The sequence below is a fragment of the Rhodovulum sp. ES.010 genome (assembly GCF_900142935.1).
Taxonomy (GTDB): Bacteria; Pseudomonadota; Alphaproteobacteria; order Rhodobacterales; family Rhodobacteraceae; genus Rhodovulum.
Genome location: NZ_FSRS01000001.1, coordinates 2,636,855 through 2,659,930, shown reverse-complemented (window position 1 = coordinate 2,659,930; position 23,076 = coordinate 2,636,855). Strand labels below are relative to the sequence as shown.

25 protein-coding genes are annotated in these 23,076 nt (G+C 67.4%); 18 read left to right on the top strand and 7 right to left on the bottom strand.

Annotated elements, in window-relative coordinates; all coding sequences use genetic code 11:
• The first annotated feature begins 82 nt into the window (after positions 1–82).
• Positions 83–2,341 carry an NADP-dependent malic enzyme gene (locus BUR28_RS13095; protein WP_074220529.1) on the top strand — a complete coding sequence of 753 codons (2,259 nt, stop codon included), beginning with the start codon at positions 83–85 and terminating at the stop codon, positions 2,339–2,341.
• Positions 2,341–3,201 (top strand): ribokinase, encoded by an 861-nt coding sequence (locus tag BUR28_RS13090; RefSeq protein ID WP_074220528.1) that lies wholly within the window; start codon positions 2,341–2,343, stop codon positions 3,199–3,201. The genes BUR28_RS13095 and BUR28_RS13090 overlap by 1 nt, the downstream gene beginning before the upstream one ends.
• Here the strand turns inward: BUR28_RS13090 and msrA are convergent.
• On the bottom strand, positions 3,198–3,863 hold the full coding sequence (gene msrA / locus BUR28_RS13085) for a peptide-methionine (S)-S-oxide reductase MsrA (RefSeq protein ID WP_074220527.1): 666 nt from the start codon (positions 3,861–3,863) through the stop codon (positions 3,198–3,200). The two genes, BUR28_RS13090 and msrA, sit on opposite strands and share 4 nt — an antisense overlap.
• 141 nt (positions 3,864–4,004) lie before the next feature.
• Here msrA and BUR28_RS13080 point away from each other — a divergent pair, with 141 nt between their 5' ends.
• Entirely contained in the window at positions 4,005–4,727 is a 723-nt protein-coding gene (locus tag BUR28_RS13080) for a sulfotransferase-like domain-containing protein (protein ID WP_139307574.1), read from the top strand.
• Here the strand turns inward: BUR28_RS13080 and BUR28_RS13075 are convergent.
• Positions 4,724–5,941, bottom strand: a complete 1,218-nt coding sequence (locus tag BUR28_RS13075; RefSeq protein WP_074220526.1) for an argininosuccinate synthase — start codon at positions 5,939–5,941, stop codon at positions 4,724–4,726. The genes BUR28_RS13080 and BUR28_RS13075 overlap by 4 nt on opposite strands.
• Before the next feature lie 124 nt (positions 5,942–6,065).
• Between BUR28_RS13075 and ilvA the strand changes: the two genes are divergently transcribed.
• Entirely contained in the window at positions 6,066–7,313 is a 1,248-nt protein-coding gene (ilvA, locus tag BUR28_RS13070; RefSeq protein WP_074220525.1) for a threonine ammonia-lyase IlvA, read from the top strand.
• Here the strand turns inward: ilvA and BUR28_RS13065 are convergent.
• On the bottom strand, positions 7,310–7,639 hold the full coding sequence (locus BUR28_RS13065) for an Hpt domain-containing protein (RefSeq protein WP_074220524.1): 330 nt from the start codon (positions 7,637–7,639) through the stop codon (positions 7,310–7,312). The genes ilvA and BUR28_RS13065 overlap by 4 nt on opposite strands.
• A 163-nt stretch (positions 7,640–7,802) precedes the next feature.
• Here BUR28_RS13065 and BUR28_RS13060 point away from each other — a divergent pair, with 163 nt between their 5' ends.
• A complete protein-coding gene (locus BUR28_RS13060; protein ID WP_254813747.1) occupies positions 7,803–9,062 on the top strand; it encodes a PP2C family protein-serine/threonine phosphatase in 1,260 nt (419 codons plus the stop codon).
• On the opposite strand, the gene BUR28_RS13055 is transcribed toward BUR28_RS13060, so the two are convergent.
• Positions 9,059–9,505 (bottom strand): NUDIX hydrolase, encoded by a 447-nt coding sequence (locus tag BUR28_RS13055; protein WP_074220523.1) that lies wholly within the window; start codon positions 9,503–9,505, stop codon positions 9,059–9,061. The genes BUR28_RS13060 and BUR28_RS13055 overlap by 4 nt on opposite strands.
• Before the next feature lie 75 nt (positions 9,506–9,580).
• Between BUR28_RS13055 and BUR28_RS13050 the strand changes: the two genes are divergently transcribed.
• The 8 genes from BUR28_RS13050 to BUR28_RS13015 are packed head-to-tail and all read left to right on the top strand — an operon-like array spanning position 9,581 to position 17,423.
• Positions 9,581–10,582 (top strand): Hsp33 family molecular chaperone HslO, encoded by a 1,002-nt coding sequence (locus tag BUR28_RS13050; protein ID WP_074220522.1) that lies wholly within the window; start codon positions 9,581–9,583, stop codon positions 10,580–10,582.
• Positions 10,551–11,171, top strand: a complete 621-nt coding sequence (locus BUR28_RS13045) for a CoA pyrophosphatase (RefSeq protein ID WP_254813746.1) — start codon at positions 10,551–10,553, stop codon at positions 11,169–11,171. The genes BUR28_RS13050 and BUR28_RS13045 overlap by 32 nt, the downstream gene beginning before the upstream one ends.
• Positions 11,171–12,319 carry a CCA tRNA nucleotidyltransferase gene (locus BUR28_RS13040; RefSeq protein WP_074220520.1) on the top strand — a complete coding sequence of 383 codons (1,149 nt, stop codon included), beginning with the start codon at positions 11,171–11,173 and terminating at the stop codon, positions 12,317–12,319. The genes BUR28_RS13045 and BUR28_RS13040 overlap by 1 nt, the downstream gene beginning before the upstream one ends.
• A 26-nt stretch (positions 12,320–12,345) precedes the next feature.
• The gene (locus tag BUR28_RS13035) at positions 12,346–12,930 is read left to right on the top strand and encodes a LysE family translocator (protein WP_074220519.1); all 585 of its coding nucleotides are present in this window, start codon (positions 12,346–12,348) and stop codon (positions 12,928–12,930) included.
• A 48-nt stretch (positions 12,931–12,978) separates the two neighbouring features.
• Positions 12,979–14,820, top strand: a complete 1,842-nt coding sequence (locus BUR28_RS13030) for an ABC transporter ATP-binding protein (RefSeq protein WP_074220518.1) — start codon at positions 12,979–12,981, stop codon at positions 14,818–14,820.
• 5 nt (positions 14,821–14,825) lie between these two features.
• Complete coding sequence (locus BUR28_RS13025) at positions 14,826–16,040, top strand: class I SAM-dependent RNA methyltransferase (protein ID WP_074221648.1); 1,215 nt, start codon at positions 14,826–14,828, stop codon at positions 16,038–16,040.
• A 29-nt stretch (positions 16,041–16,069) separates the two neighbouring features.
• Positions 16,070–16,924, top strand: a complete 855-nt coding sequence (locus BUR28_RS13020) for an ion transporter (protein ID WP_083626641.1) — start codon at positions 16,070–16,072, stop codon at positions 16,922–16,924.
• Positions 16,925–16,928: 4 nt separating this feature from the next.
• A complete protein-coding gene (locus BUR28_RS13015) occupies positions 16,929–17,423 on the top strand; it encodes a L,D-transpeptidase family protein (protein WP_074220517.1) in 495 nt (164 codons plus the stop codon).
• Positions 17,424–17,429: 6 nt separating this feature from the next.
• On the opposite strand, the gene BUR28_RS13010 is transcribed toward BUR28_RS13015, so the two are convergent.
• Entirely contained in the window at positions 17,430–17,966 is a 537-nt protein-coding gene (locus BUR28_RS13010; protein ID WP_074220516.1) for a divisome-associated lipoprotein DalA, read from the bottom strand.
• Positions 17,967–18,132: 166 nt separating this feature from the next.
• On the opposite strand from BUR28_RS13010, the gene BUR28_RS13005 reads away from it, so the two are divergent.
• The gene (locus tag BUR28_RS13005) at positions 18,133–18,729 is read left to right on the top strand and encodes a L,D-transpeptidase (RefSeq protein WP_074220515.1); all 597 of its coding nucleotides are present in this window, start codon (positions 18,133–18,135) and stop codon (positions 18,727–18,729) included.
• Between the two features lie 139 nt (positions 18,730–18,868).
• Positions 18,869–19,048 carry a hypothetical protein gene (locus BUR28_RS13000; protein WP_074220514.1) on the top strand — a complete coding sequence of 60 codons (180 nt, stop codon included), beginning with the start codon at positions 18,869–18,871 and terminating at the stop codon, positions 19,046–19,048.
• A gap of 79 nt (positions 19,049–19,127) precedes the next feature.
• Here BUR28_RS13000 and hemH read toward each other — a convergent pair whose 3' ends face one another.
• Positions 19,128–20,219 carry a ferrochelatase gene (gene hemH, locus BUR28_RS12995; RefSeq protein ID WP_074221647.1) on the bottom strand — a complete coding sequence of 364 codons (1,092 nt, stop codon included), beginning with the start codon at positions 20,217–20,219 and terminating at the stop codon, positions 19,128–19,130.
• A 77-nt stretch (positions 20,220–20,296) separates the two neighbouring features.
• Entirely contained in the window at positions 20,297–21,136 is an 840-nt protein-coding gene (locus tag BUR28_RS12990) for a methyltransferase domain-containing protein (RefSeq protein WP_074220513.1), read from the bottom strand.
• A gap of 44 nt (positions 21,137–21,180) precedes the next feature.
• Between BUR28_RS12990 and BUR28_RS12985 the strand changes: the two genes are divergently transcribed.
• The 3 genes from BUR28_RS12985 to BUR28_RS12975 are packed head-to-tail and all read left to right on the top strand — an operon-like array spanning position 21,181 to position 23,033.
• Positions 21,181–21,900 carry a ComF family protein gene (locus BUR28_RS12985; protein ID WP_074220512.1) on the top strand — a complete coding sequence of 240 codons (720 nt, stop codon included), beginning with the start codon at positions 21,181–21,183 and terminating at the stop codon, positions 21,898–21,900.
• A 36-nt stretch (positions 21,901–21,936) separates the two neighbouring features.
• Entirely contained in the window at positions 21,937–22,194 is a 258-nt protein-coding gene (grxC, locus tag BUR28_RS12980; protein WP_139307644.1) for a glutaredoxin 3, read from the top strand.
• Between the two features lie 5 nt (positions 22,195–22,199).
• Positions 22,200–23,033, top strand: coding sequence for a carbon-nitrogen hydrolase family protein (locus tag BUR28_RS12975; RefSeq protein ID WP_074220511.1), 834 nt, complete (start codon positions 22,200–22,202; stop codon positions 23,031–23,033).
• Positions 23,034–23,076 lie beyond the last annotated feature (43 nt).

Genomic DNA, 23,076 nt, shown 5'->3' with positions numbered 1-23,076 from the left:
CGCGAAAGCGCGAAATCCTCGTCTATTGAGGCGCGGCGCGGGGAAGGATAAACGGCAAGCCTGACAGGAGGAGACCGACCGTATGTCCGACAAGTCGAGAATCACGCCGGAAGAGGCCCTGAGCTATCACCTCGAACCCATGCCGGGCAAATACGAGCTGGTCGCCTCCAAGCCGATGACCACCCAGCGCGATCTGAGCCTGGCCTATTCCCCCGGGGTCGCGGTGCCGGTGCAGGCCATCGCGGATTCCCCCGAGACCGCCTACGACTACACCACCAAGGGCAACATGGTGGCCGTCGTCTCGAACGGCACGGCGATCCTCGGCCTCGGTAACCTCGGCGCGCTGGCGGCCAAACCGGTAATGGAGGGCAAATCCGTGCTCTTCAAGCGCTTTGCCGACGTTAACGCCATCGATATCGAACTCGACAGCGAGGACCCCGAGGAGATCATCCGGGCGGTCAAGCTGATGGGGCCGACCTTCGGCGGCGTGAACCTCGAGGACATCAAGGCGCCGGAATGTTTCATCATCGAGCAGCGGCTCAAGGAAGAGATGGACATTCCCGTCTTTCACGACGACCAGCACGGGACGGCGGTGATCTGTGCGGCCGGGCTGATCAACGCGCTGCACCTCAGCGGCAAGAAGATCGAGGACTGCCGCATCGTGCTGAACGGGGCGGGGGCTGCGGGCATCGCCTGCCTGGAACTGATCAAGGCGATGGGGGCGCGGCATGACAACTGCATCGCCTGCGACACCAAGGGCGTGATCTACCAGGGCCGCACCGAGGGCATGAACCAGTGGAAGTCGGCCCATGCTGCGAATACCGACGCGCGCACGCTGGAAGACGCGATGAAGGACGCCGACGTGTTCCTGGGGGTGTCGGTCAAGGGGGCGGTGACGCCCGAGATGGTCAAGTCCATGGCCGACAACCCGGTGATCTTCGCCATGGCCAATCCCGACCCCGAGATCACGCCGGAAGAGGCCCACGAGGTCCGGCCCGACGCGATCGTGGCCACCGGGCGCAGCGACTACCCGAACCAGGTAAACAACGTCCTCGGCTTTCCCTACCTCTTCCGCGGCGCGCTCGACATCCACGCGCGTGCGATCAACGACCAGATGAAGATCGCCTGCGCCGAGGCTTTGGCCGCGCTCGCCCGCGAGGACGTGCCTGACGAGGTCGCCATGGCCTATGGTCGGAAGCTGTCTTTCGGGCGGGACTACATCATCCCGACGCCGTTCGACCCGCGGCTGATCTACACGATCCCGCCGGCGGTGGCGCAGGCGGGGATGGAGACCGGCGTTTCGCGCCGACCCATCGTCGACATGGATGGCTACCGGCATACGCTCAAGGCGCGGATGGATCCCACCGCCTCGGTCCTGTCGGGGATCGCGGCGCGCGCCAAGGCGGCGCAGGCGCGGATGATCTTTGCGGAGGGCGACGACGAGCGCGTGCTGCGCGCCGCCGTCAGCTATCAGCGCGCGGGCTACGGCAAGGCGCTGGTCGTCGGCCGCGAGCATGACGTGAAGGACAAGCTGGAACAGGCGGGTCTGGGCGATGCCTATCGCGAGATCGAGGTGGTCAACGCCGCCAACACCCGTCACCTAGAGGCGTATCGGTCGTTCCTTTACCAACGGCTGCAACGCAAAGGCTTCGACACGCACGACATCCACCGGCTGGCCTCCCGCGATCGGCATGTCTTCGCGTCGCTGATGCTGGCCCATGGCCATGGCGATGCGCTGGTCACGGGCGCGACGCGGAAATCGGCCCACGTGCTTAAACTCATCAACCATGTCTTCGACGCCCGCGCCGAGGACGGGGCGGTTGGCGTGACGGCGCTGTTGCACAAGGGGCGCATCGTCTTCGTGGCCGACACGCTTGTGCATGAATGGCCCGAGCCCGAAGACCTGGCCACCATCGCCGAGCGTGCCGTTGCCGTGGCCCGCAGCCTTGGGCTGGAGCCGCGGGTGGCGTTCCTGTCGTTCTCGACCTTCGGCTACCCCGTCTCCGAACGGGCGACCAAGATGCACATGGCGCCGCAGGTGCTGGATGCGCGCGGGGTCGATTTCGAATACGACGGCGAGATGACCGTCGAGGTTGCGCTGAACCCCTCGGCGATGGCGAAATACCCGTTCTGCCGGCTGTCGGGCCCGGCCAACATCCTGGTGGTGCCGGCGCGGCATTCGGCCTCGATCTCGGTCAAGCTGATGCAGGAAATGGCCGGGGCCACGGTCATCGGCCCGATCCTGGCCGGGGTCGACAAGCCGATCCAGGTTTGCTCGACCGTTGCGACGGTGAACGACATCGTGAACATGGCGCTGCTCGCGGCCTGCGAGGTCGGCTAGTGGCGGTCTACTGCCTCGGCTCGATCAATGCGGACCACGTTTATTCGGTTCCGCATCTGGTCGCGCCGGGCGAGACCATTGCCGCAGTCGAGCTGTACAGCGGCCTCGGCGGCAAGGGCGCCAACCAATCGGTGGCGGCGGCCCGGACGGGGGCGCGGGTCGTCCACCTGGGCGCCATCGGTCCCGACGGGGATTGGGCGGTTGCGCGACTGGCCGCGTTCGGCATCGACGTTTCCCACGTCGCGCGTGACGGGGCGCCGACGGGGCATGCGATCATCCAGGTCGCGCCCGATGGCGAGAATGCCATCGTGATCTATCCCGGCGCCAATCTCCGGCAGGACATGGCCCGTATCGAGGCGGCGCTGGCCCGGGCGGGGCCGGGCGATACCCTGCTGGTTCAGAACGAGACATCGGCGCAGGTGGAGGCGGCGCGACTGGCGGCGGGCAAGGGGCTGCGCGTGGTCTACTCCGCCGCGCCCTTCGACGCGGAGGCGGTGCGTGCGGTGTTGCCTCATGTCTCGTTGCTGGCCTTGAACGCTGTGGAGGCAGGGCAGCTTGCTGGAGCGTTGGGCCCGCTCAGCGGCCCGGACCTTGTCATCACCCACGGCGCCCGGGGCGCGGAGTGGCGGTCGGGCTTCGAGGAGATCTCGGTTCCGGCCTGCGCGGTGACGCCGGTCGACACGACGGGGGCGGGCGACTGCTTCATCGGTTCGCTGGCGGCCGCGTTGGACTCGGGCGCCGTGCCGCGCGACGCGCTGCGTTACGCCGCGGCGGCGGCCGCCCTGCAGGTAACGCGGCCCGGAGCCGCGGATGCGATGCCGGACCGCGCCGAGGTGGAGGCGTTTCTGGCCAGTGCCTAGCTCCCGGCGAACGGAGCGCGGTCACCCCAGAGTTGGCGCACGCGGTCGTCGCGTCCGCAGGCCTTGCGGTAGAGGTCATACGCCTCGGCCCTGGTCTTCACTCCGAACCGGGTCAGGGTGCGCTCGCGGCTCTTGTAATAGTCCTGATGGTAGTTCTCGGCGGGATAGAACTCCGCGGCGGGCCGGATCGGGGTCACGATCTCGCGCCCCAAGGCCGATTCCGCCTGGGCCTTGGCGGCCTCGGCCGCACGCTTTTGGGCCGGATCAGAGACGAAAATCGCCGTCCGGTAACTGTCGCCGCGGTCACAGAACTGTCCTCCGGCATCGGTCGGGTCGATCGAGCGGAAGAACAGCGACAGGATCTGGTCATAGCTGATCTGCTCGGCGTCATAGGTGATGCGGGCGGCCTCGTAATGGCCGGTGCCGCCGCGCGTGACCTGCTTGTAGGTCGGGTTCGGAACCGTGCCTCCGGTATAGCCCGAGACGACTTCGGTCACGCCCTTCACCTTCTCGAAATCCGCCTCGACGCACCAGAAGCAGCCGCCGGCCACGATGGCTGTCTGCGTGTCGGCGGCGCGGGCCTGCTTGCATTCCGCCGCGACCCCAAGCGCGATCGCGACCACCAGAAGCATCGGCTTGATCGTATTGATGGAAACCGTCATGTCCTGCCTCCTTTCGCGGATCGAAGATAGGCTGGGGCCGAGGCGGCGCGGAACGCACAAGGCCGTGACCTCACGCAAGCGGGACCGCTTGTAACACACGGCCGGGCGGCTAGGGTGGCGCGGTCAAGCGAGGGAGCGACAATGCACATTGCCATGTGGTCGGGGCCGCGCAACCTGTCGACGGCGATGATGTACGCCTTAGCGGCGCGCGGCGATTGCGCGGTCTGGGATGAGCCGTTCTACGCTGCCTATCTGCGTCTGACCGGCCTCGATCACCCGATGCGGCACGAGATCATTGCGGCCGGCGAGACCGACCCCGCCCGCGTCGCCGCGCGGCTGGCCGGGCCCGTGCCCGGGGGCCGGGCGCATTTCTACCAGAAGCACATGTGCCAGCACATGATTGACGGCGTCCCGCGCGACTGGATGGACGATGTGACGAACGTCTTCCTGATCCGCCACCCGGCCCGCGTTCTGGCCAGCTTCGCGGCGAAATACGAGGCGGCCGGACTGGCCGATATCGGCTTCGTCCAGCAGGCGGAGCTGTTCGACCGGGTGGCGCAGCGCACCGGCATAACTCCCATCGTCATCGATAGCGCGGATATACGGGCAAACCCGGAGCCTATGCTGCACAAACTATGCAGCGCGCTGGACATCGGGTTCACGCCGGCGATGCTGTCCTGGCCCGCGGGGGGCCACGCAGAGGACGGCGTCTGGGCGCCGGTCTGGTACGGCGCAGTGCATCGCAGCACCGGCTTTGCGGGGCCGGAGGGCCCGCTTCCGGATCTCGCACCGGACTACGCGCGGATCGCGGAGGCGGCTCGGCCCTACTACGACCAATTGGCGAGGGTTCGGCTCCGCCCTTAGCCCAGCCGCCGGTTGCGCATTGCCAGCAGGCGCAGGCGCAAGGCGTTCAGCTTGATGAAGCCGGCCGCGTCCTTCTGGTCGTAGGCGCCCGCGTCGTCCTCGAAGGTTACGTGCTCCTCGGAATAGAGCGAATGGTCGGACCAGCGGCCTACCGTGCGCACCGCGCCCTTGTAGAGTTTCAACCGCACGGTGCCGGTGACGTGCTGTTGGCTGTGGTCGATGGCCGCCTGCAGCATCTCGCGTTCGGGGCTGAACCAGAAGCCGTTATAGATGAGTTCGGCATAGCGCGGCATCAGCTCGTCCTTCAGGTGCGCCGCGCCCCGGTCGAGTGTGATCTGCTCGATGCCGCGATGCGCCTCAAGCAGGACGGTGCCGCCGGGGGTTTCGTAAATGCCGCGGGACTTCATTCCGACGAATCGGCCCTCGACGAGGTCGAGCCGGCCGATGCCGTGCTTGCCGCCCAACTCGTTCAGCCGGGTCAGCACCGTGGCGGGCGACATTGCCTCGCCGTTGATCGCCACGGCGTCGCCTTCCTCGAAGATCACCTCGACGAATTCGGGGTCGTTCGGCGCGTCCTCGGGGTTGGAGGTGCGCTGATAGACGTAGTCGGGCGCGTCTTCGGCCGGGTCCTCCAGCACCTTGCCTTCGGAAGACGTGTGCAGAAGGTTCGCGTCCACGCTGAACGGTGCCTCGCCGCGCTTGTCCTTGGCGATCGGGATCTGGTTTTTCTCGGCGAAGTCGATCAGCTTGGTCCGGCTGGTCAGGTCCCATTCCCGCCAGGGGGCGATGACCTTTATGTCGGGGTTCAGCGCGTAGGCGGCCAGTTCGAACCGCACCTGGTCGTTGCCCTTGCCCGTTGCGCCATGGGCCACCGCGTCGGCGCCGGTTTCGGCGGCGATCTCGATCAGCCGCTTGGAGATCAGCGGCCGCGCGATGGAGGTGCCGAGAAGGTAGAGCCCCTCGTAAACCGCGTTCGCCCGGAACATCGGGAAGACGAAGTCGCGCACGAATTCCTCGCGCAGATCCTCGATGTAGATTTCCTTGACGCCCATCATCTCGGCCTTCTGGCGGGCGGGCTCCAACTCCTCACCCTGGCCGAGATCGGCGGTGAAGGTCACCACCTCGCAGCCATACTCGGTCTGCAGCCATTTCAGGATGATCGAGGTGTCGAGGCCGCCGGAATAGGCCAGGACCACTTTCTTGGGCGCGGACATGCGAAACGCTCCGGATAAAGGGGGTGGTTCCGGCGGCGTTTATTGGGTTTTCGGCAGCGGGGCAAGGGTGGGCCGGGCCGCGGCCGACTTGCCTCGCGCGCCGTTTCGCGCGACATGGAAACCCATGACCGGATTCACAGATCATGCCCGCAAGGCCGAGGCGTCCCTGCGCGGGCTGTTCCCGCCGACGCCATTGCAGCGCAACGGTCACCTGTCGGCCCGCTACGGGGCCGAGATCCTGCTCAAGCGCGAGGATCTCACCCCCGTGCGGTCCTACAAGCTGCGCGGCGCCTTCAACGCGATGCGCAAGGTGTTGGTGGCGCGGCCCGACCAGGGCGTCTTCGTCTGCGCGAGCGCGGGCAACCATGCCCAGGGCGTGGCCTTCGCCTGCCGGCATTTCGGCGTGCGCGGGGTGGTGTTCATGCCGGTGACGACGCCCCAGCAGAAGATCGACAAGACGCGGAGCTTCGGCGGCGAAAATGTCGAGATCACGCTGACCGGCGACTATTTCGACGACACCCTGGCCGCGGCGCAGGCCTATTGCGCCGAGAGCGGGGGCCATTTCCTGGCGCCGTTCGACGATGCGGACGTGATCGAAGGGCAGGCTTCGGTCGCCATCGAGATCCTCGATGCCCTGGAGGCCCCGCCCGATCTGGTCATTCTGCCGGTGGGTGGCGGAGGGCTGGCTGCCGGCATCGTGTCGGTCCTGCGCGAGACGGCCCCCAGGACGTCGGTGCGTTTCGTCGAGCCGGCGGGCGGCGCCTCGCTGACCGCGGCGCTGGAGGCCGGTCAACCGGTCGCGCTGCCCAGCGTCGACAGTTTCGTCGACGGCGCGGCGGTTGCGCGGATCGGCGAGCGCCCATTCGCCGCGCTTCGGGGGGCCGGCCGCGCAGACGTTCTTTGCGCGCCGGAGGACCGGATTTGCGCCACCATGCTCGAGATGTTGAATGTCGAGGGCATCGTCCTGGAACCTGCGGGCGCGCTGGCGGTGGATGTCCTGCCCGAGCTTGCCGAGGCGATCGCCGGCAAGACCGTGGTCTGCGTCACGTCGGGGGGCAATTTCGATTTCGAGCGCCTTCCCGAGGTGCGGGAGCGGGCCCAGCGCCATACCGGACTCAAGAAGTATTTCATCCTGCGCCTTCCGCAGCGCCCCGGTGCGCTGCGCGATTTCCTCGACCTGCTCGGGCCGGAGGACGACATTGCGCGGTTCGAGTATCTCAAGAAATCAGCGCGCAATTTCGGCACGGTTCTCATCGGTATCGAGACGAAGCGTGCCGAGAACCTGCCCGCGCTCTACGCCCGGATGGGGGAGCGGGGCCTGGTGTTCCGCGACATCACCGACGATGTCGTGCTCTCGGAATTCCTGATCTAGGCGACCTTCGTATCCGCCGACCGCCCGGCCATGAGCGTGGCCTTCGACTCGGCATAGCAGTCCAGCAGAAGTCCCAGATCCACCGGCTGATCCTGGGCCAGACGATGCTCCAACCCCTGGCAGATCGCGCAGAACTCCTTGAGACCGAGATTCAGGGCGGAGCCACGCACGAAATGCAGATCCGCCGGCAGACAGGCGGGGTCCGGTGCGTCACCCAGGCGCTCCATCACTTCGTCCACCTCTTCGAGGAACAGATCGAGCACCTCGTCGAACGCGTCCTCGCCGACTTCGTCGCGCAGTTCGTCTACTCGAGTCCAGTCAATCATCGCACTATTCACCTTCGACAGCCCTCGCTTCGGAGTCCAACGCTAGGGGACGGGCCTTAATGGTGCCTTTGGCGCAAGGCAGAAAAAAGATCGAAAGCGATCTTTCATAGGGCGTTAAGGGAGAGGCCGTATCCGGGAGGCCGAACGATGCGCAAGGACACCCGTGAACGCCCAGACCGATCCGTCCGATCTCCTGCAAGAGCCGCACTCGCTGGTGCGGCTTGTCCTGCTGGTCGATGACAGCCGCCTGCAGCGTCGCATCCTGCGCGCCTCGCTGGAGCGATGGGGATACGAGGTTGTGGAATGCGGCACGGCGGAGGAGGCGCTGGAGATCTGCCGCGACCGGCCGGTCGACCTGATCATAAGCGACTGGATGATGCCGGGAATGAACGGGCCGGAATTCTGCCAGGCCTTCCGTGATTTGCCGCGCGACAGCTACGGGTATTTCATCCTTCTGACCTCGAAGTCCGAGACCGGCGAGATGGTGCATGGCCTTGATGTCGGGGCGGACGAATTCCTGACCAAGCCGGTCAACGCCAACGAGTTGCGCGCGCGAATCGCCTCCGGCGAACGCATCCTGCGGATGGAGCACCAGCTGCGCGAACAGAACCGCATCATGCGGTCGACCCTGAGCGAGTTGCGCAGCCTGTATGACGCGATCGACCGCGACCTCGTCGAGGCGCGAAAACTCCAGCAATCCCTCGTGCGCGAACGGTTCCGCCGATTCGGGTCATCGGACGTGTCGCTGATGCTCCGGCCCTGCGGCCACATCGGCGGCGATCTCGTGGGGTTCTTCCCCGCCGGCGAGGGCCAGCTCGGCCTTTTCTCGATCGACGTCTCCGGCCATGGCATCAGCTCGGCCATGGTCACCGCGCGTCTGGCCGGTTTCCTGACGTCATCTTCGGCCGAGCAGAACCTGGCGATCGTGCAGCAGCCCGACGGCCGTATCCGGGCCCGTCCCCCCGAAGAGGTCGCGGCCGACCTGAACCGCTTGTTCCTTCAGGAACTCGACACCGAGCACTATTTCACGCTGCTGCTCGCCCATGTCGCGCTCGACAGCGGCCACATGCGTTTCGTCCAGGCGGGCCACCCCTACCCCGCCGTGCAGCGCGCCGATGGGACGGTGGAGTATCTGGGCAAGGGCGGGTTGCCGATCGGCCTGATTCCCGATGCCGAGTTCGAGTCCGGGGAGGTGACGCTTGGCCCCGGCGATCGCGTGCTGTTCTCATCCGACGGGATCACCGAGTGCGCCGCGCCGTCGGACGAACAGCTCGGAGAAGAGGGGCTGGCGCGCATCCTGCGTGAAAACGCCGGTATTCGCGGCGAAGCGTTCTTCGACGCGCTTCTTGCCGATTTGACGAAGTATGCCGGCGGGGCGGATTTCCCCGACGACATCTCGGCGGTATTGTTCGAGTTCCGCTAGCGCGCGAGGCCCAGCAGCCGCGCGACGAAATGCCGGTCGCCCGCATTGCCGAGCCGCGCAACCGCCTCTTCCGCAGGCATCCAGAGCGCGGTATGCCCCGCCTCGGTCGGGGCGCCGTGGGCGCGCACGGGCCTTGCGAGGTAGATGCGGCAGAGCTTTTCCGCCCAGAGATCGTATTCCGGCATGTAGGTGAACCGGCGGAACGCCCCCAGCCGGCGGGTCACATCGATGCGCCAGCCGGTTTCCTCGAACACTTCGCGATGCAGCGCGGTCAGCGGCGATTCGCCGGCGTCGATTCCGCCGCCCGGCAACTGATATTCCGGAACCGGCTCGTCCTGGTGGGTGATCAGCAGGGACCGGCCGCGGGCGAGCACCGCGTAGGCGCCCGGCCGCAGGCGGTATGTCCTGTCCGCGCGCACCGGTTCACCGAATCGCCTGATCATGCCCGCCCCTTTGTGCTCGCTGGACCGCGTCTATATAAGGCGGGTATGCCAAGGCCCAGAGCCAAGGGAAACCCCATGTCACTCGGATCGCAGATCGCCTGGGACGACACCGTCCTGCCCTTCCAGCTGGACCGCAGCGCTATCCGCGGCCGGATCGTGCGGCTTGACGGGGTGCTGGAAAACGTGTTGGCCCAGCACCGCTACCCGCCAGAGATCGAGGCGCTGGTGGCCGAAGCCGCGCTTCTGACCGCGTTGATCGGCCAGACCATCAAGCTGCGCTGGAAACTTTCGCTTCAGGTGCGCGGCGACGGGCCCGCCCGGCTGATCGCCACCGACTACTACGCCCCGGCCGAGGACGGCGCGCCTGCCTGGGTGCGCGCCTATGCCAGTTTCGATGCGGACCGGCTGGAGCCGCGGGCCGACCCGTTCGGACAGATCGGCAAGGGCTACTTCGCGATCCTGATCGATCAGGGTCGTGACATGGTGCCCTATCAGGGCATCACGCCGATCTCGGGCGGATCGCTTTCGGCCTGCGCAGAGACCTATTTCGCGCAGTCCGAACAGTTGCCCACCCGCTTCGCGCTCAGCTTCGGCCGCAAGCAGCTGCCCGGACGGACCGAGGGCTGGCGCGGTGGCGGGGTGATGCTGCAGCTTATGCCCGAGGCGTCGACGCCCGCCGCGAGCGAAGGCGGCAGCGGCCACGATGGCCTCATGCAGGCCGACGACATTCTCGAAGGCGATGAGGCCGAGGATTGGACCCGCGCGAACACGCTTCTGGACACCGTCGAGGACCCGGAGCTGATCGGCCCGCAGGTGCAGCCGACCGAGCTTCTGGTGCGGCTGTTCCACGAAGAGCGGCCGCGTGTCTTCGAGCCTCAGCCGGTGCAGTTCGGCTGCACCTGTTCCGAGGACCGCGTGAGGCAGAGCCTGTCGATCTACTCGGCCAAGGACCTCGCTCACATGACTACCGACGACGGCATCGTGACCGCCGATTGCCAGTTCTGTGGCGCCCATTACGAAATGGACCCGGCGACCTTGGGGTTCGATGCGGAAAAGGGCCCCGATGCCGGCCGATGACGCGATTGCGGACCTGCGCGCGGCGTTGGCGCGGCCGGCCCCCGCGACCTCCGATCATGATCTGAACCCCGGGTTCGTTTTGCCCGAGGGGCGGGTTCTGCGCCCGGCGGCGGTCCTTGTCCCGCTGACGCCGGGGCCGGGCGGCCTGCGGGTGATCCTGACCAAGCGCTCCTCGCGTCTCAAGCATCATCCGGGCCAGATCGCCTTTCCGGGCGGCAAGCTCGATGCGGGCGACGATGGCCCAGTCGCCGCGGCCCTGCGCGAATCGCACGAGGAGATCGGCCTGCCGCCTGGACAGGTCGACGTTCTGGGCACACTGCCCACGCATGAAACCGTGACGGGCTTCACCGTCACGCCGGTGCTGGGCTTCGTGCGTGACGCCTTCCACTGGCTGCCCGAGGTCGGCGAGGTGGACGAGGTGTTCGACGTGCCCTTCGCCCATGTGATGGCGCCCGCGCATTACACCGTCCAGTCGCGTTTCTGGCGCGGGCAGCGCAGGTATTATTTCACCGTTCCGTACGGCCCCTACTACATCTGGGGGGCGACGGCGCGGATCCTGCGCGGGTTGGCCGATCGGGTGGCCGTGTGATGCGGGTGACGGGCGAGTGGTTCTTCGCCGATCACACGCAGTCCGTCTGCGGAATGCTGACAGCCGCCGGGCACCGCGCGCTGTTCGTGGGCGGCTGCGTGCGCAACGCGCTGCTGGGCGCCCCGGTGACCGATATCGACATCGCGACCGACGCCCGGCCCGACCGGGTGATGGAACTGGCCGAGGCGGCGGGGTTGAAGGCCGTGGCGACCGGCTTCGACCATGGCACGGTCACGGTGATCGCCGGCCACCTGCCGCACGAGGTCACGACCTTCCGCCGCGATGTCGAAACCTTCGGCCGGCACGCGGTCGTCGCATTCGCCGAGACTGCCGACGAGGATGCCCACCGGCGCGACTTCACGATGAACGCGCTTTACGCCACCCCCGCCGGCGAGGTGATCGACCCGCTCGGCGGGCTGCCCGACCTCGTCGCGCGTCGGGTGCGGTTCATCGACGATGCCGACGCGCGGATTCGCGAAGATTATCTGCGTATCCTGCGCTTTTTCCGGTTCCATGCCTGGTATGGCGACCCCGGGGGCGGGCTCGACCCCGATGGGCTTGCTGCCTGCGCCGCCAATGCCGATGGCCTCGCGCATCTTTCGCGCGAGCGGGTGGGTGCCGAGATCAAGAAGCTTCTGTCCGCGCCCGATCCGGGCCAAAGCGTGGGGGCCATGGCGCAGAGCGGCGTCCTGGCCCACAGCCTGCCCGGCGCGGCGCCCGACCTTCTGGCGCCTCTGGTCGACCTGGAGCGCAGCTGGGGTCTTGCCGCCGACCCGATCCGCCGCCTGGCGGCCCTGGGCGGCGAGTGCCACGCCGAGCGGCTGCGCCTGAGCAAGGCCGAGGGCCGCAAGCTCGCGCGCCTGCACGACGCCATGGGCCGGCCCGACGGCCCCGCCGCGCTGGGCTATCGCCTGGGGCTGACGGATGCGCGGGACGCGGTGCTGCTGCGCGCGGCCGCACTGTCCACGCCGCCACCCCCCGGTGCGCTGGACGACATTGCTCGAGGGGCCGCGGCCGAGTTCCCGGTGACGGCGGGCGATCTGATGCCGGCGCTGTCGGGCCCGGCGCTTGGCGAGCGGCTCAAGGCGCTTGAGGCGCGCTGGATCGCGTCCGGTTTCACGCTGACGCGGGACGACCTCCTTGGTTAGACCCCGTTCCGGCCCAATCTGATCCTATGGCGCTCGACCCGCTTTACCTCTTCGTCTTTGCCGGGCTGTTCTCGCCCGGTCCGAACGTGATCCTGCTCACGGCATCCGGCGCGCGCTTCGGGTTTCGCCGCACCCTACCCCATGTCGCCGGTGTCGTCGTAGGCGTGGGGATCACCTCCGGCCTCACCGCGCTTGGCATCGGCGCGCTGCTGCTGGAACTGCCTTGGCTGGCCACCACGCTGCGGATTCTCGCGGCGGGCTGGATCCTGTGGATGGCCTGGACGCTTGTGACCGCCGCGCGCCAGCCCGATGGCCGCGCCGGGCACCGCCCCTTCACCTTCGTGGAAGCGGTGCTTTTCCAATGGGTCAACCCCAAGGTCTGGGCCGTCGCGCTGGCCGCCGCTTCGGGCTATGCCGCCGGGCTCGGGCCGTGGGGCGAGGCGCTGCGCCTGTCGACCGCCTTTTCGGGCATCAACCTGTTCGTCTGCCTTTTCTGGTCCTTCGCGGGGTCGCTTCTCGCCTGGCTTCTGGCCAGCGAAAGGGCGTGGCGCATCTTCATGGGCGGCATGGCGCTGGCGCTGGCGGTCTCCGCCGGGATGGTGGTCCTTTAGACGCGCGCGCCCTATAGTCCTGCCCAGCCAGCGCGAAGGCCCCTCCCGATGTTCCGTTTCTTCGAATCCCTCGTCGATCCCTACGCGGTCCATGCCGAGACCGACGTCCCGCCCCGGCGGTTGGCGCCGTTCCTGTGGGACTATGCCCGGCCGTTTCGAAAGGTCTTCGCCGTGGCCGCGCTGCTGGCGGTGGTGGTGGCCGCTGTCGAGGTTTGGCTGATCCACGCCATGGGCCGCGTCGTCGACATCCTGTCGGCCGGCACGCCCGAACAGGTCCTCGACGAGTACGGCCTTGTCCTGGTCGTCCTTGCCGTTTTCATTCTCGTGGTCCGGCCGGTGCTGCAGGGCCTGGACGCGGCGATCCTGAACAACGGGATCATGCCGAATTTCGGTACGCTGATCCGCTGGCGCGCCCATGCGCAGGTTCTGCGCCAGTCGGTCGGCTGGTTCGAGAACGATTTCGCCGGCCGCATCGCCAACCGGATCATGCAGACGCCGCCAGCGGCCGGCGAGGCGGTGTTCCAGGTCTTCGACGCGATGACCTTTGCGCTGGCCTACGTGGTGGGGGCGCTGATCCTGCTGGGCCAGTCCGACCCCAGGCTGGCGCTGCCGCTGCTGATCTGGCTTGCGCTTTACGGGCTCCTGGTGCGCTGGACGATCCGGCGCGTGGGACCGGCCTCGAAGGCGGCATCCGACGCCCGCAGCGCCGTGACCGGGCGGGTCGTCGACGCCTATACCAACATCCATTCCGTCAAGCTCTTCGCCCATCACGACCGGGAGCTTGCCTATGCCAGGGAGGCGATTGAACAGGCGCGCCGAACATTCGCGGCCGAGATGCGCATCTTCACCAAGATGGACATCGCGCTGACCGCGCTGAACGGTTTCCTGATCGTGGCCGTGGTGGGATGGGCCATCGCGCTCTGGGTGCAAGGCAGCGCGAGCGTGGGTGTCGTCGCTGCCGCGACCGCGCTGACGCTCAGGCTCAACGGGATGACCGGCTGGATCATGTGGGCGCTGTCCAGCTTCTTCCGCTCGCTCGGCGTGGTGGCCGAGGGGATGGAGACCATCGCCCAGCCGATCACCCTGACCGACGCGCCGGATGCGAAACCCTTGCAACTCACCGACGGGCGGATCGAAGTCCGGGCTCTGACCCACCATTACGGGCGCGGAAGCGGGGGACTCGACCATGTCGATCTGACCATCGCCCCGGGCGAGAAGGTGGGCCTGGTCGGCCGGTCCGGAGCAGGCAAGTCGACGCTGGTGAAGCTGCTCCTGCGCTTCTACGACGCCGAGGGCGGGCGGATCCTGATCGACGGGCAGGACATCGCGCACGTCACCCAGGAGAGCCTGCGCCGTCATATCGGCATGGTCAGCCAGGAGGCGACCCTTATGCACCGCTCGGTTCGCGACAACATCCTGTATGGCCGGCCCGAGGCGAGCGAGGCCGAAATGGTCGACGCTGCCAAGCGGGCCGAGGCGCACGCGTTCATCCTCGACCTGCAAGACCCCGAAGGGCGGACGGGCTACGACGCGCAGGTGGGCGAGCGTGGCGTGAAGCTTTCGGGCGGGCAGCGCCAGCGGGTCGCGCTGGCCCGGGCGATCCTCAAGGATGCGCCGATCCTCGTGCTGGACGAGGCGACATCGGCGCTCGATTCCGAGGTCGAGGCGGCGATTCAGGAAACGCTTTACGGCGTGATGGAGGGCAAGACGGTCATCGCCATCGCGCATCGTTTGTCGACCATCGCGCATATGGACCGGATCGTGGTTCTGGACGACGGCCGCATCGTCGAGGAGGGCCGCCACGCCGAGCTTCTGGCACGGAACGGTCTTTACGCACGGTTCTGGGCCCGGCAGTCCGGCGGCTTCATCGGCACGGAGGCGGCGGAGTGAACCAGATGGTCGTGCGGCTGAACCTTCGGGGCGAAGGCGTCACCGCGGAGGGCGTGACCGTGCCCTGCGCCCTGCCCGGCGAAGAGGTGGCGGGTGAGGCCGAGGAGGGCCGCATTGCTGCGCCGCGCATCCTGGCGCCGGTCCCGGACAGGGTCCGCGCGCCCTGTCCGCATTTCGCTCGTTGCGGTGGCTGCACCCTGCAACATGCGCGCGATGGGTTCGTGGCGTCGTGGAAGACCGACGTGGTGCGCGCGGCGCTTGCCGCGCACGGGTTGGAGGCGCCCGTCCAGCCCATCCTGACCTCGCCGCCGGCCAGCCGGCGCCGGGCGGTGCTGTCGGGGCGGCGCACGAAGAGCGGCGCGCTGGTCGGGTTCCACGCGCGGGCGTCCGACCAGGTCGTTGCCATTCCGGACTGCCGGCTTCTGCATCCCGACCTGATGGCCGCCCTGCCCGCCTGCGCGGATCTCACCGCGCTGGGCGCGTCGCGGAAAGGCGAACTCGCGCTGAGCCTGACCCGGTCCGAGGACGGCGTCGACCTGGCGGTGGCCGAGGCGAAGACGCTGGACGACGCGCTAAGAGTGGCGCTGGCCGATCTCGCCCGGCGCCACGACCTTGCGCGGCTGGCCTGGAACGGCGAGATCGTCCTGACACGGCGCCCGCCGCGCCAGGCGTTCGGGCGCGCGCATGTGGTGACGCCGCCCGGCGCCTTTCTGCAGGCGACCGAGGACGGGCAGGCCGCGCTGACCGCCGCAGCGCTTGAGGTGGTGGCCGATGGCCGGCGCATCATCGACCTGTTCGCGGGCTGCGGGACCTTCACCCTGCCGCTGGCAGAGGCCGCCGAGGTGCATGCCGCCGAATCCGACGCGGCGATGCTGGCGGCGCTGGATTCGGGCTGGCGCGGGGCCACCGGGCTGAAGCGTGTCACCCACGAGGTGCGCGATCTGTTCCGCAACCCGGTCAGGCCCGAAGAGTTGGGCCGGTTCGACGCGGCCGTGCTCGACCCGCCGCGCGCGGGCGCAGCGGCCCAGGTGGCCCAGATTGCGGCATCGGGCCTGTCGCGTCTCGCCTATGTCTCGTGCAACCCGGTCACCTTCGCGCGGGATGCGAAAAGGCTCTGTTCCGCCGGGTTTCGCCTCGAATGGGTGCAGGTCGTGGACCAGTTCCGGTGGTCGGGCCATGTCGAGCTTGCGGCCGCGCTGCGCCGGGACCATATGGCGTGAAACTTCCCGGGACCGACAGGGGTGGGCGAATGAGGGACAGACTGGCACGGGTGCTGGAGCGGCCGATCACGCGCAACGCGATCCTCGGCGTCATCCTGTTCAACGCGGTGCTGCTGGGGATGGAAACCTCGGACAGGATCATGGCGCAGGCGGGCGGGCTGATCGTCGCGCTCGACTGGCTGTGCCTGTCGATCTTCGTGGCCGAGATCGCCGCGAAGTTGCTGGCCTATCGCTTCGCCTTCTTCCGGTCGGGCTGGAACGTGTTCGACTTCGTGATCGTGGGCATCGCGCTGGTGCCCGCCGCCCATGCGCTCAGCGTGCTGCGGGCGCTGCGCATCCTGCGGCTGTTGCGCGTGATCTCGGTCGCGCCGCGGCTGCGCCGCGTGGTCGAGGGGTTCATCTCGGCGCTGCCCGGCATGGGCTCTGTCTTCCTGCTGATGGGAATGATCTTCTACATCGGCGCGGTGATGGCGACCAAGCTGTTCGGCGACACCTTTCCGGAATGGTTCGGCACGCTGGGGCTATCGGCCTATTCCCTGTTCCAGATCATGACGCTGGAAAGCTGGTCGATGGGGATCGTGCGGCCCGTGATGGACGTCTATCCCTATGCGTGGGGGTTCTTCGTGCCCTTCATCATGGTCACGACATTCGCGGTGGTGAACCTGCTCGTCGGTCTTATCGTCAACTCGATGCAGGACGCCCATCACGAGGAGGACGTCAAGCGCACCGATGCCTACCGCGACGAGGTCCTCGCCCGGCTGCAGGCGATCGAGGCGCGGCTGGTCGCCCCGCCCGGAGAGACGGAGGAGCGGTTGGCGGATGATTCCGCCCGCAACATCGGGTATGATCACCCGCAGGCAAGAGACCGGAACGAGCGGGCATAGGAACATGATCGGAAGACGGGCCTTTGTGGCGGGGGGCGTGTGCCTCGCGCTGTCGGCATGCGGATCGAAATTCAAGAGCTACCACGGCCCGGACGTCACCCGCGTCGTGGTGATGAAGGGCCAGCGGCAGCTCTTCCTTATGCACCATGACACGGTGCTCAGGACCTATCGGATCGGGCTGGGCTTCGCCCCCGAGGGCGACAAGAAATACGAGGGCGACGGGCGCACGCCCGAAGGGCGCTACTACATCGACCGGCGCAATCCCGACAGCGACTTTCACCTCTCGCTGGGCATCTCCTACCCGAACGCGCGCGACATCGCCGAGGCCCGGGCGCTGGGCAAGTCGCCGGGCGGCGACATCTTCATCCACGGGCGGACATGGAAAAGCAGCGGCAAGGGGCCGGACTGGACGGCGGGCTGCATCTCGGTCGGCAATCGCGAGATCGAGGATATCTACGCTATGGTTCGCGACGGCACGGTGATCGACATCTTCCCCTGAACGGTCTCAGAGCCCGGCCATGGCGGGAGCCTTGCGGCCGGTGACCAGCGTCCACCAGATCTTGCCGTTCGGTTCCTGGAAGTAGGCGAAACCCATATGCGTCGCCTCCGGATCGAGCACGACGTTGCGCGTGTCGGGCTTTTCCATCCACGCGGCCAGGGTTTCAAGCTCGGTCTCGTAAGTCTCGGAGAGGCTCTCGCCGCGCAGCTTTCCTTGGAATCCCGCACGTTGGACCCGCTCCAGCGGCGAAGAGCCGTCCGAGCCGAAGTGCCAGGGCCTGTTCTGCACCGACATGTCGCGGGAATGGGTCGCGGCCGCCGCGTTCAGCCGCGGGTCCAGTTCCAGCGATTGCGCGCCGCGCGCCTGCCGTAGCGCGTTCACCGCGTCCAGCATCCGGTACTGGACCTTGGCGGTGTCGCCGCGCGAGAGGCGGTAGACCTGCGGCAGCGGTGTGCCGTCCGGGCCCATGCGCATCGGCGCTGTGGGCGTGCAGGCCGACAGCGCGGCGAGTGCCAGGACGAGGGCGGGGACCAGACGTGTCATCGGGCAATCCTTCGCGGTTCTCGAAACTGTCTAGCCGCTCTTCCCGACCGGTTCAAACGGTTCGGACCGGTATCGCGCCGACTGACGGCGGTTTGAATTGCGGGGCGGCGCGGCGCCGCGTATACTTTCGTATCCGTAGGCTGCGACAGCCAAGAGGGACCGACCGATGCGTAACCGTTCCACCACCGTCCTGACGCGCCGCCATTTTCTTGGCGGCTCCGCGCTGGCCGCCGGGGCCTTGGCCGCGCCGTCCGTTCTGGCACAGACCGTCGAGATGGAACCCGATGTCTCGACCACCGTGCAGCGCAACATCTCGAGTTTCCGGGCCCTCGACTGGCAGCCCTATTTCGCCGACCTCGACAATGGGGCCATCCTCGTCGACACCACCTCGCGTGCGCTGCATTTCTGGTCCCACGACCGCAGCGTCTACAAGCTTTATCCCACCTCGGTTCCGCTGACCGAAGACCTGACACGGCGCGGGCGGACCAGTGTGGTGCGCAAGGTCGAGGGGCCGGATTGGCGGCCGACCCCGGCAATGAAGAAACGCAACCCCGAATGGCCCGACTACGTGCCGCCGGGCCCGGACAACCCGCTCGGCACACATGCGCTCTACCTGAGCTGGACCTATTACCGGATTCACGGAACCCATGACACCCGCAAGATCGGGCGCCGGTCCTCGAATGGGTGCATCGGGCTTTACAACGAACATATCGCCGAGTTGTTCGGCCTCGCCAAGGTCGGCACGCAGGTGTTGCTTATTTGACCACACTTCCCCGGCACCGATGCGCGGAATCCCCTCTGCGATTGAAAAATTCTTAAATCGTGGATTAGACAGGGGTTACATGGTTATTGTGCATGCAACGGACGGACGAATCCGTGCCGTTCTGTAATAGGAGAGACCCATGAAGAAGATCGCCCTTGCTGCCGCGCTCTCGGTTGCCGCCACGTCCGCCTTCGCGGGTGGTTACTCCGAGCCGGTCATGGAACCGGAAATCATCGTCGAAGACACGTCGTCCTCGGCCGGTGGCATCATCGTTCCGATCCTGGCCCTGATCCTGTTCGCGGCCGCCGCCTCGAACTGAGCGCGGCCTTCGGTAAAAAGGAAAAAGGCGGTCGCGTTTGCGGCCGCCTTTTTTCCGTTTCGGGATTCGCCGCAGGCGCCTAGTCCAGCCAGCCGCGAAGGTTCGTTCGGATCACCTTGACCAGCGCCTCGACATGAGCTGCGTCGTCGTTGAGGCAGGGAATATAGGTGAAATGCTCTCCGCCCGCCTCCTCGAAGCTTTCGCGGATTTCCTCGTTGATTTCTTCCAGCGTCTCGATGCAATCGGACGAGAAGGCTGGCGCGATCACCGCGATCTTCTTCTTGCCCTGCTCGGCCAGGCGGGCGACCTCTTCGACCGTGTAGGGCTGGAGCCATTCCTCGGGGCCGAAACGCGACTGGAAGGTGGTCGTGATCCGGTCGTCATCCCAGCCGAGCTTTTCCTTGAGCAGGCGTGTGGTCTTGACGCACTGACAATGGTAGGGGTCGCCCTCGGTGAGGTAGCGCTGCGGCACCCCGTGATAGGAGCAGACCAGCACGTCGGGCTTGTCGTCGAGTCCGGCATATGCCCGCTCGACCGACTGCGCCAGCGCGTCAACATACCCCGGATCGTCGAAATAGGCCGGGACGGTGCGCACCTGCGGCTGCCATTTTTCCTCCATCAGAGCGCGAAAGAAATGGTCGTTCGCAGTGGCCGACGTCGTGCCCGAGTACTGCGGATAGAGCGGAAAGAACAGGATCTTGCGACACCCCTTGTCGGCCATTTCGCGCACCTTCGACTTGGTCGACGGGTTTCCATAGCGCATGCAGAAATCGACCACGACATCGTCGCCATAGGCGGCCTGGAGGCGGTCGCGGATCTTTGTCGTCTGCGACTTGGTGATCGTCATCAACGGGCTTTCGCCCGCCTCGTGGTTCCAGATCGACTTGTAGGCCTCGCCCGAGGCGAAGGGACGCTTCGTCAGCACCACCAGTTGCAGGATCGGCTGCCAGACCCACGGCGAATAGTCGATGACCCGCTTGTCCGACAGGAATTCGTTCAGATAACGCCGCATCGACCAGTAATCGTAATTGTCCGGCGTCCCGAGATTGGCCAGCAGCACGCCGACCTTCTCGGGCGGAATCTTCGGATGGTCCGCCGGAGCGTGGCTGGGCCGCTCGGCGGCGGTCGACGCAGGCACGGGGCCGCTCCCGCCTTGCTTGGAGTCGAACATCGTCTCTTTTCCGGGGTCTGTGTCGAACTGCAACTTAGAATTCCTTGACGACATAAACGCTTTCGGCCGGGCGTCAATCACCTCGGCCCCCCGTTTCCGGGAGGCAGCCAGTTTTCCTTCGTACCCAGCGCATCGGCCAGCCGGGTCCGGGCGGCGCCCGGTCTCAGCGGTTTCGGTTGCGTCTCGGCAGGCGCCCACCCGGCAAGGTAGATCATCTCGACCGTCGCGGGGATGCGGCCATCCGGCCCGGCATGCCGTTCGGTATAGCGCCGTGCCGTCTCGACGAACAGGGCGCGCGGCACCGGGTGGCGATGACGCGCGGCCAGCGCGTTGGTTTCGCCCATCGCGCGCAGGTCTCGCATCAGGTGAAACGGGGTTGCGTAGCTGACGGTGGCGGTCACGCAGTCGGCCACCGGTAGCGCGAAGCCTGCCCGCTGCAACAAACCGCCAAGGTCGCGGATCTCGCCCATCGGTACGACCCGCGGTGAAAGGCCGCCCATGAGCGCAGCCTCCGCCTCGGCCAGCGCCGTGCGCAGTTCGTGCAGGCTGCGCCCGCCGAAAAGCACGCCGAGAAACAGCCCGTCGGGCCGCAAGGCCCGCCGGCACTGCACGAGCTGACCGACGGGATCGTTCGCCCAGTGCAGGCAGAGCGCATGGATGACGAGGTCGTGTGCGCCCTCGTCCAGCGGCAGCGTTTCGGCATCCTCGATAATCGCCGCGCCCGACAGGGTGCCGGTCCAGGTTTCAGGAAAAGGCGACACGATGGCGGGCGCCGTAAAGGTTCTGTTAACCTCGTTGAGCCTTTCCTTGACCTCGTCGGCCGCGCGGTCGTGCAGGAACAGCGCCGGGTCGCGCCGGGCACGCGCGCGATGGCGCGCCAGCGCAAGGCGGTCGGTCAACTCGGGGGGGCTCTGCATGGGCTCTCCGGCATGTGCGTGTCGCTATCTAGGGGCCAGACGGGATGTTGCAAACCGCCCTGCGGCTGATCTACCCGCCCCGCTGCATTTCCTGCAGCGAGATGGTCGACCGCGATTTCGCGCTTTGCGCCAAGTGCTGGGGGCAGATGGATTTCGTCTCGGGCCTGGTCTGCGACGGCTGCGGCACCCCCCTGCCGGGCGAGGACACCGGCACGCCCGAGTATTGCGACGACTGCCTGGCTCGACACCGCCCATGGAGTCGGGGGCGGGCCGCGCTCCTCTATCGCGACCAGGCGCGCCGGCTGGTGCTGGCCCTGAAGCACGGCGACCGGACCGAACTTGCCCGCCCCGCCTCTGAGTGGATGCTGCGGGCGGGCCGACCAATTCTCGTCCCGGGCATGTTGGTGGCGCCGGTGCCGCTGCACCGCTGGCGCCTGGCTTCGCGCCGCTTCAACCAGTCGGCCCTGCTCTCCCGCGGCGTGGCCGAGGGGCCGGGCTTCGAACACCGGGCCGACCTGCTGGTTCGCACGCGGCGCACGCGGGTACAGGAGGGCATGGGCGCCGAGGGTCGATTCGCCAATCTCGACGGCGCGCTCGTGGTGTCGCCCCGTCACATGGATCGCGTCCGCGGGCGCACGATCCTGCTGGTCGACGACGTGATGACCTCGGGCGCCACGCTCACCGCGGCGGCCGACGCCTGCCTTGCCGCGGGGGCCGCCGAGGTGCGCGTCCTGGTTCTGGCCCGCGTTGCGAAAGCGCCCTGAAGCCCTATAGTGCGCCGGAAACGAGCGCATCCGGTGATCGACATGATCGAAATCTATACTTCGCCCCTCTGCGGCTACTGCCACGCGGCCAAGCGGCTGCTCGACACCAAGGGCATAAGCTATTCGGAGATTGATGTGGGCGCGCAGCCGCGCCTGCGCCAGGAAATGATGTCGCGCGCGCATGGCCGCCACACGGTGCCGCAGATCTTCATCAACGAGACCCATGTGGGCGGCTGTGACGAACTCTATGCGCTGGAGCGTGCGGGCCAGCTCGACCCGCTGCTGGAAGGGTAGGCCCTATGCGCGCAGCGCTGATCCAGCTGACATCGGGCGATCTGCCCGAGGTCAATATCGGCACCACGCGCGAACGGGTGCGCGCGGCCGCGGCCGGCGGCGCGGCGTTCGTTCTGACGCCGGAGGTGACGAACTGCCTGTCCTCCAGCCGCGCCCACCAGGATCGGGTGCTGGTGCCCGAGGACGAAGACGCGACGCTCGCCGCGCTGCGCGACGAGGCGGCGGCGCTGGGCATCTGGCTGCTGATCGGCTCTTTGGGGCTCAAGACCCATGACGCGGACGGCCGGTTCGCCAACCGGTCTTTCCTTGTCGCGCCGGACGGCTCGGTCGCGGCGCGTTACGACAAGATCCACATGTTCGACGTGCAGATCTCCGAGACGGAATCGTTCCGCGAGTCCGAGGGCTACCGGCCCGGCGACCGGGCCGTGGTGGCCGAAACGCCCTTCGGCAAGATCGGCCTGTCGATCTGCTACGACCTGCGCTTCCCGCATCTCTACCGTGCCCTCGCTCATGCCGGCGCCGAGATCCTGACGGTGCCCGCCGCGTTTTCCACCGTGACCGGCAAGGCTCACTGGGAGACGCTGCTGCGTGCCCGCGCGATCGAGACGGGGTGCTACGTGTTGGCCCCGGCGCAATGCGGGCTGCACCCGGCAAGCGAGGGCCGGCCCCGGCGCACCCATGGCCAGTCGCTCGCAGTGGCGCCCTGGGGCGAGATCCTGGCCGATGGCGGTGACGCACCAGGCATCACCTATGTCGAGATCGACCGCGGCGAGGTCGCCCGCGCCCGCGCCCGCGTGCCTTCGATCATCCATGATCGCCGGTTCGAGGCGCCGGCGTGACCGAGCCGGGCGACAGCCTCGCGGTGTCGCTCTTCAGCGAAAT

Coding starts and splice junctions, on each gene's coding strand:
- BUR28_RS13080 (WP_139307574.1), top strand. CDS start 4,005: ATGCACATTGCCATGTGGTCGGGGCCGCGCAACCTGTCGACGGCGATG.
- BUR28_RS13025 (WP_074221648.1), top strand. CDS start 14,826: ATGGTCGTGCGGCTGAACCTTCGGGGCGAAGGCGTCACCGCGGAGGGC.
- BUR28_RS13020 (WP_083626641.1), top strand. CDS start 16,070: ATGAGGGACAGACTGGCACGGGTGCTGGAGCGGCCGATCACGCGCAAC.
- BUR28_RS12990 (WP_074220513.1), bottom strand. CDS start 21,136: ATGCAGAGCCCCCCCGAGTTGACCGACCGCCTTGCGCTGGCGCGCCAT.
- BUR28_RS13075 (WP_074220526.1), bottom strand. CDS start 5,941: ATGTCCGCGCCCAAGAAAGTGGTCCTGGCCTATTCCGGCGGCCTCGAC.
- BUR28_RS13035 (WP_074220519.1), top strand. CDS start 12,346: ATGGCGCTCGACCCGCTTTACCTCTTCGTCTTTGCCGGGCTGTTCTCG.
- BUR28_RS13095 (WP_074220529.1), top strand. CDS start 83: ATGTCCGACAAGTCGAGAATCACGCCGGAAGAGGCCCTGAGCTATCAC.
- BUR28_RS13065 (WP_074220524.1), bottom strand. CDS start 7,639: ATGATTGACTGGACTCGAGTAGACGAACTGCGCGACGAAGTCGGCGAG.
- BUR28_RS13005 (WP_074220515.1), top strand. CDS start 18,133: ATGCGTAACCGTTCCACCACCGTCCTGACGCGCCGCCATTTTCTTGGC.
- BUR28_RS13040 (WP_074220520.1), top strand. CDS start 11,171: ATGCGGGTGACGGGCGAGTGGTTCTTCGCCGATCACACGCAGTCCGTC.
- BUR28_RS13050 (WP_074220522.1), top strand. CDS start 9,581: ATGTCACTCGGATCGCAGATCGCCTGGGACGACACCGTCCTGCCCTTC.
- BUR28_RS12985 (WP_074220512.1), top strand. CDS start 21,181: ATGTTGCAAACCGCCCTGCGGCTGATCTACCCGCCCCGCTGCATTTCC.
- BUR28_RS12975 (WP_074220511.1), top strand. CDS start 22,200: ATGCGCGCAGCGCTGATCCAGCTGACATCGGGCGATCTGCCCGAGGTC.
- msrA (WP_074220527.1), bottom strand. CDS start 3,863: ATGACGGTTTCCATCAATACGATCAAGCCGATGCTTCTGGTGGTCGCG.
- BUR28_RS13045 (WP_254813746.1), top strand. CDS start 10,551: ATGCGGAAAAGGGCCCCGATGCCGGCCGATGACGCGATTGCGGACCTG.
- hemH (WP_074221647.1), bottom strand. CDS start 20,219: ATGTTCGACTCCAAGCAAGGCGGGAGCGGCCCCGTGCCTGCGTCGACC.
- BUR28_RS13055 (WP_074220523.1), bottom strand. CDS start 9,505: ATGATCAGGCGATTCGGTGAACCGGTGCGCGCGGACAGGACATACCGC.
- BUR28_RS13000 (WP_074220514.1), top strand. CDS start 18,869: ATGAAGAAGATCGCCCTTGCTGCCGCGCTCTCGGTTGCCGCCACGTCC.
- BUR28_RS13010 (WP_074220516.1), bottom strand. CDS start 17,966: ATGACACGTCTGGTCCCCGCCCTCGTCCTGGCACTCGCCGCGCTGTCG.
- BUR28_RS13015 (WP_074220517.1), top strand. CDS start 16,929: ATGATCGGAAGACGGGCCTTTGTGGCGGGGGGCGTGTGCCTCGCGCTG.
- BUR28_RS13030 (WP_074220518.1), top strand. CDS start 12,979: ATGTTCCGTTTCTTCGAATCCCTCGTCGATCCCTACGCGGTCCATGCC.
- ilvA (WP_074220525.1), top strand. CDS start 6,066: ATGACCGGATTCACAGATCATGCCCGCAAGGCCGAGGCGTCCCTGCGC.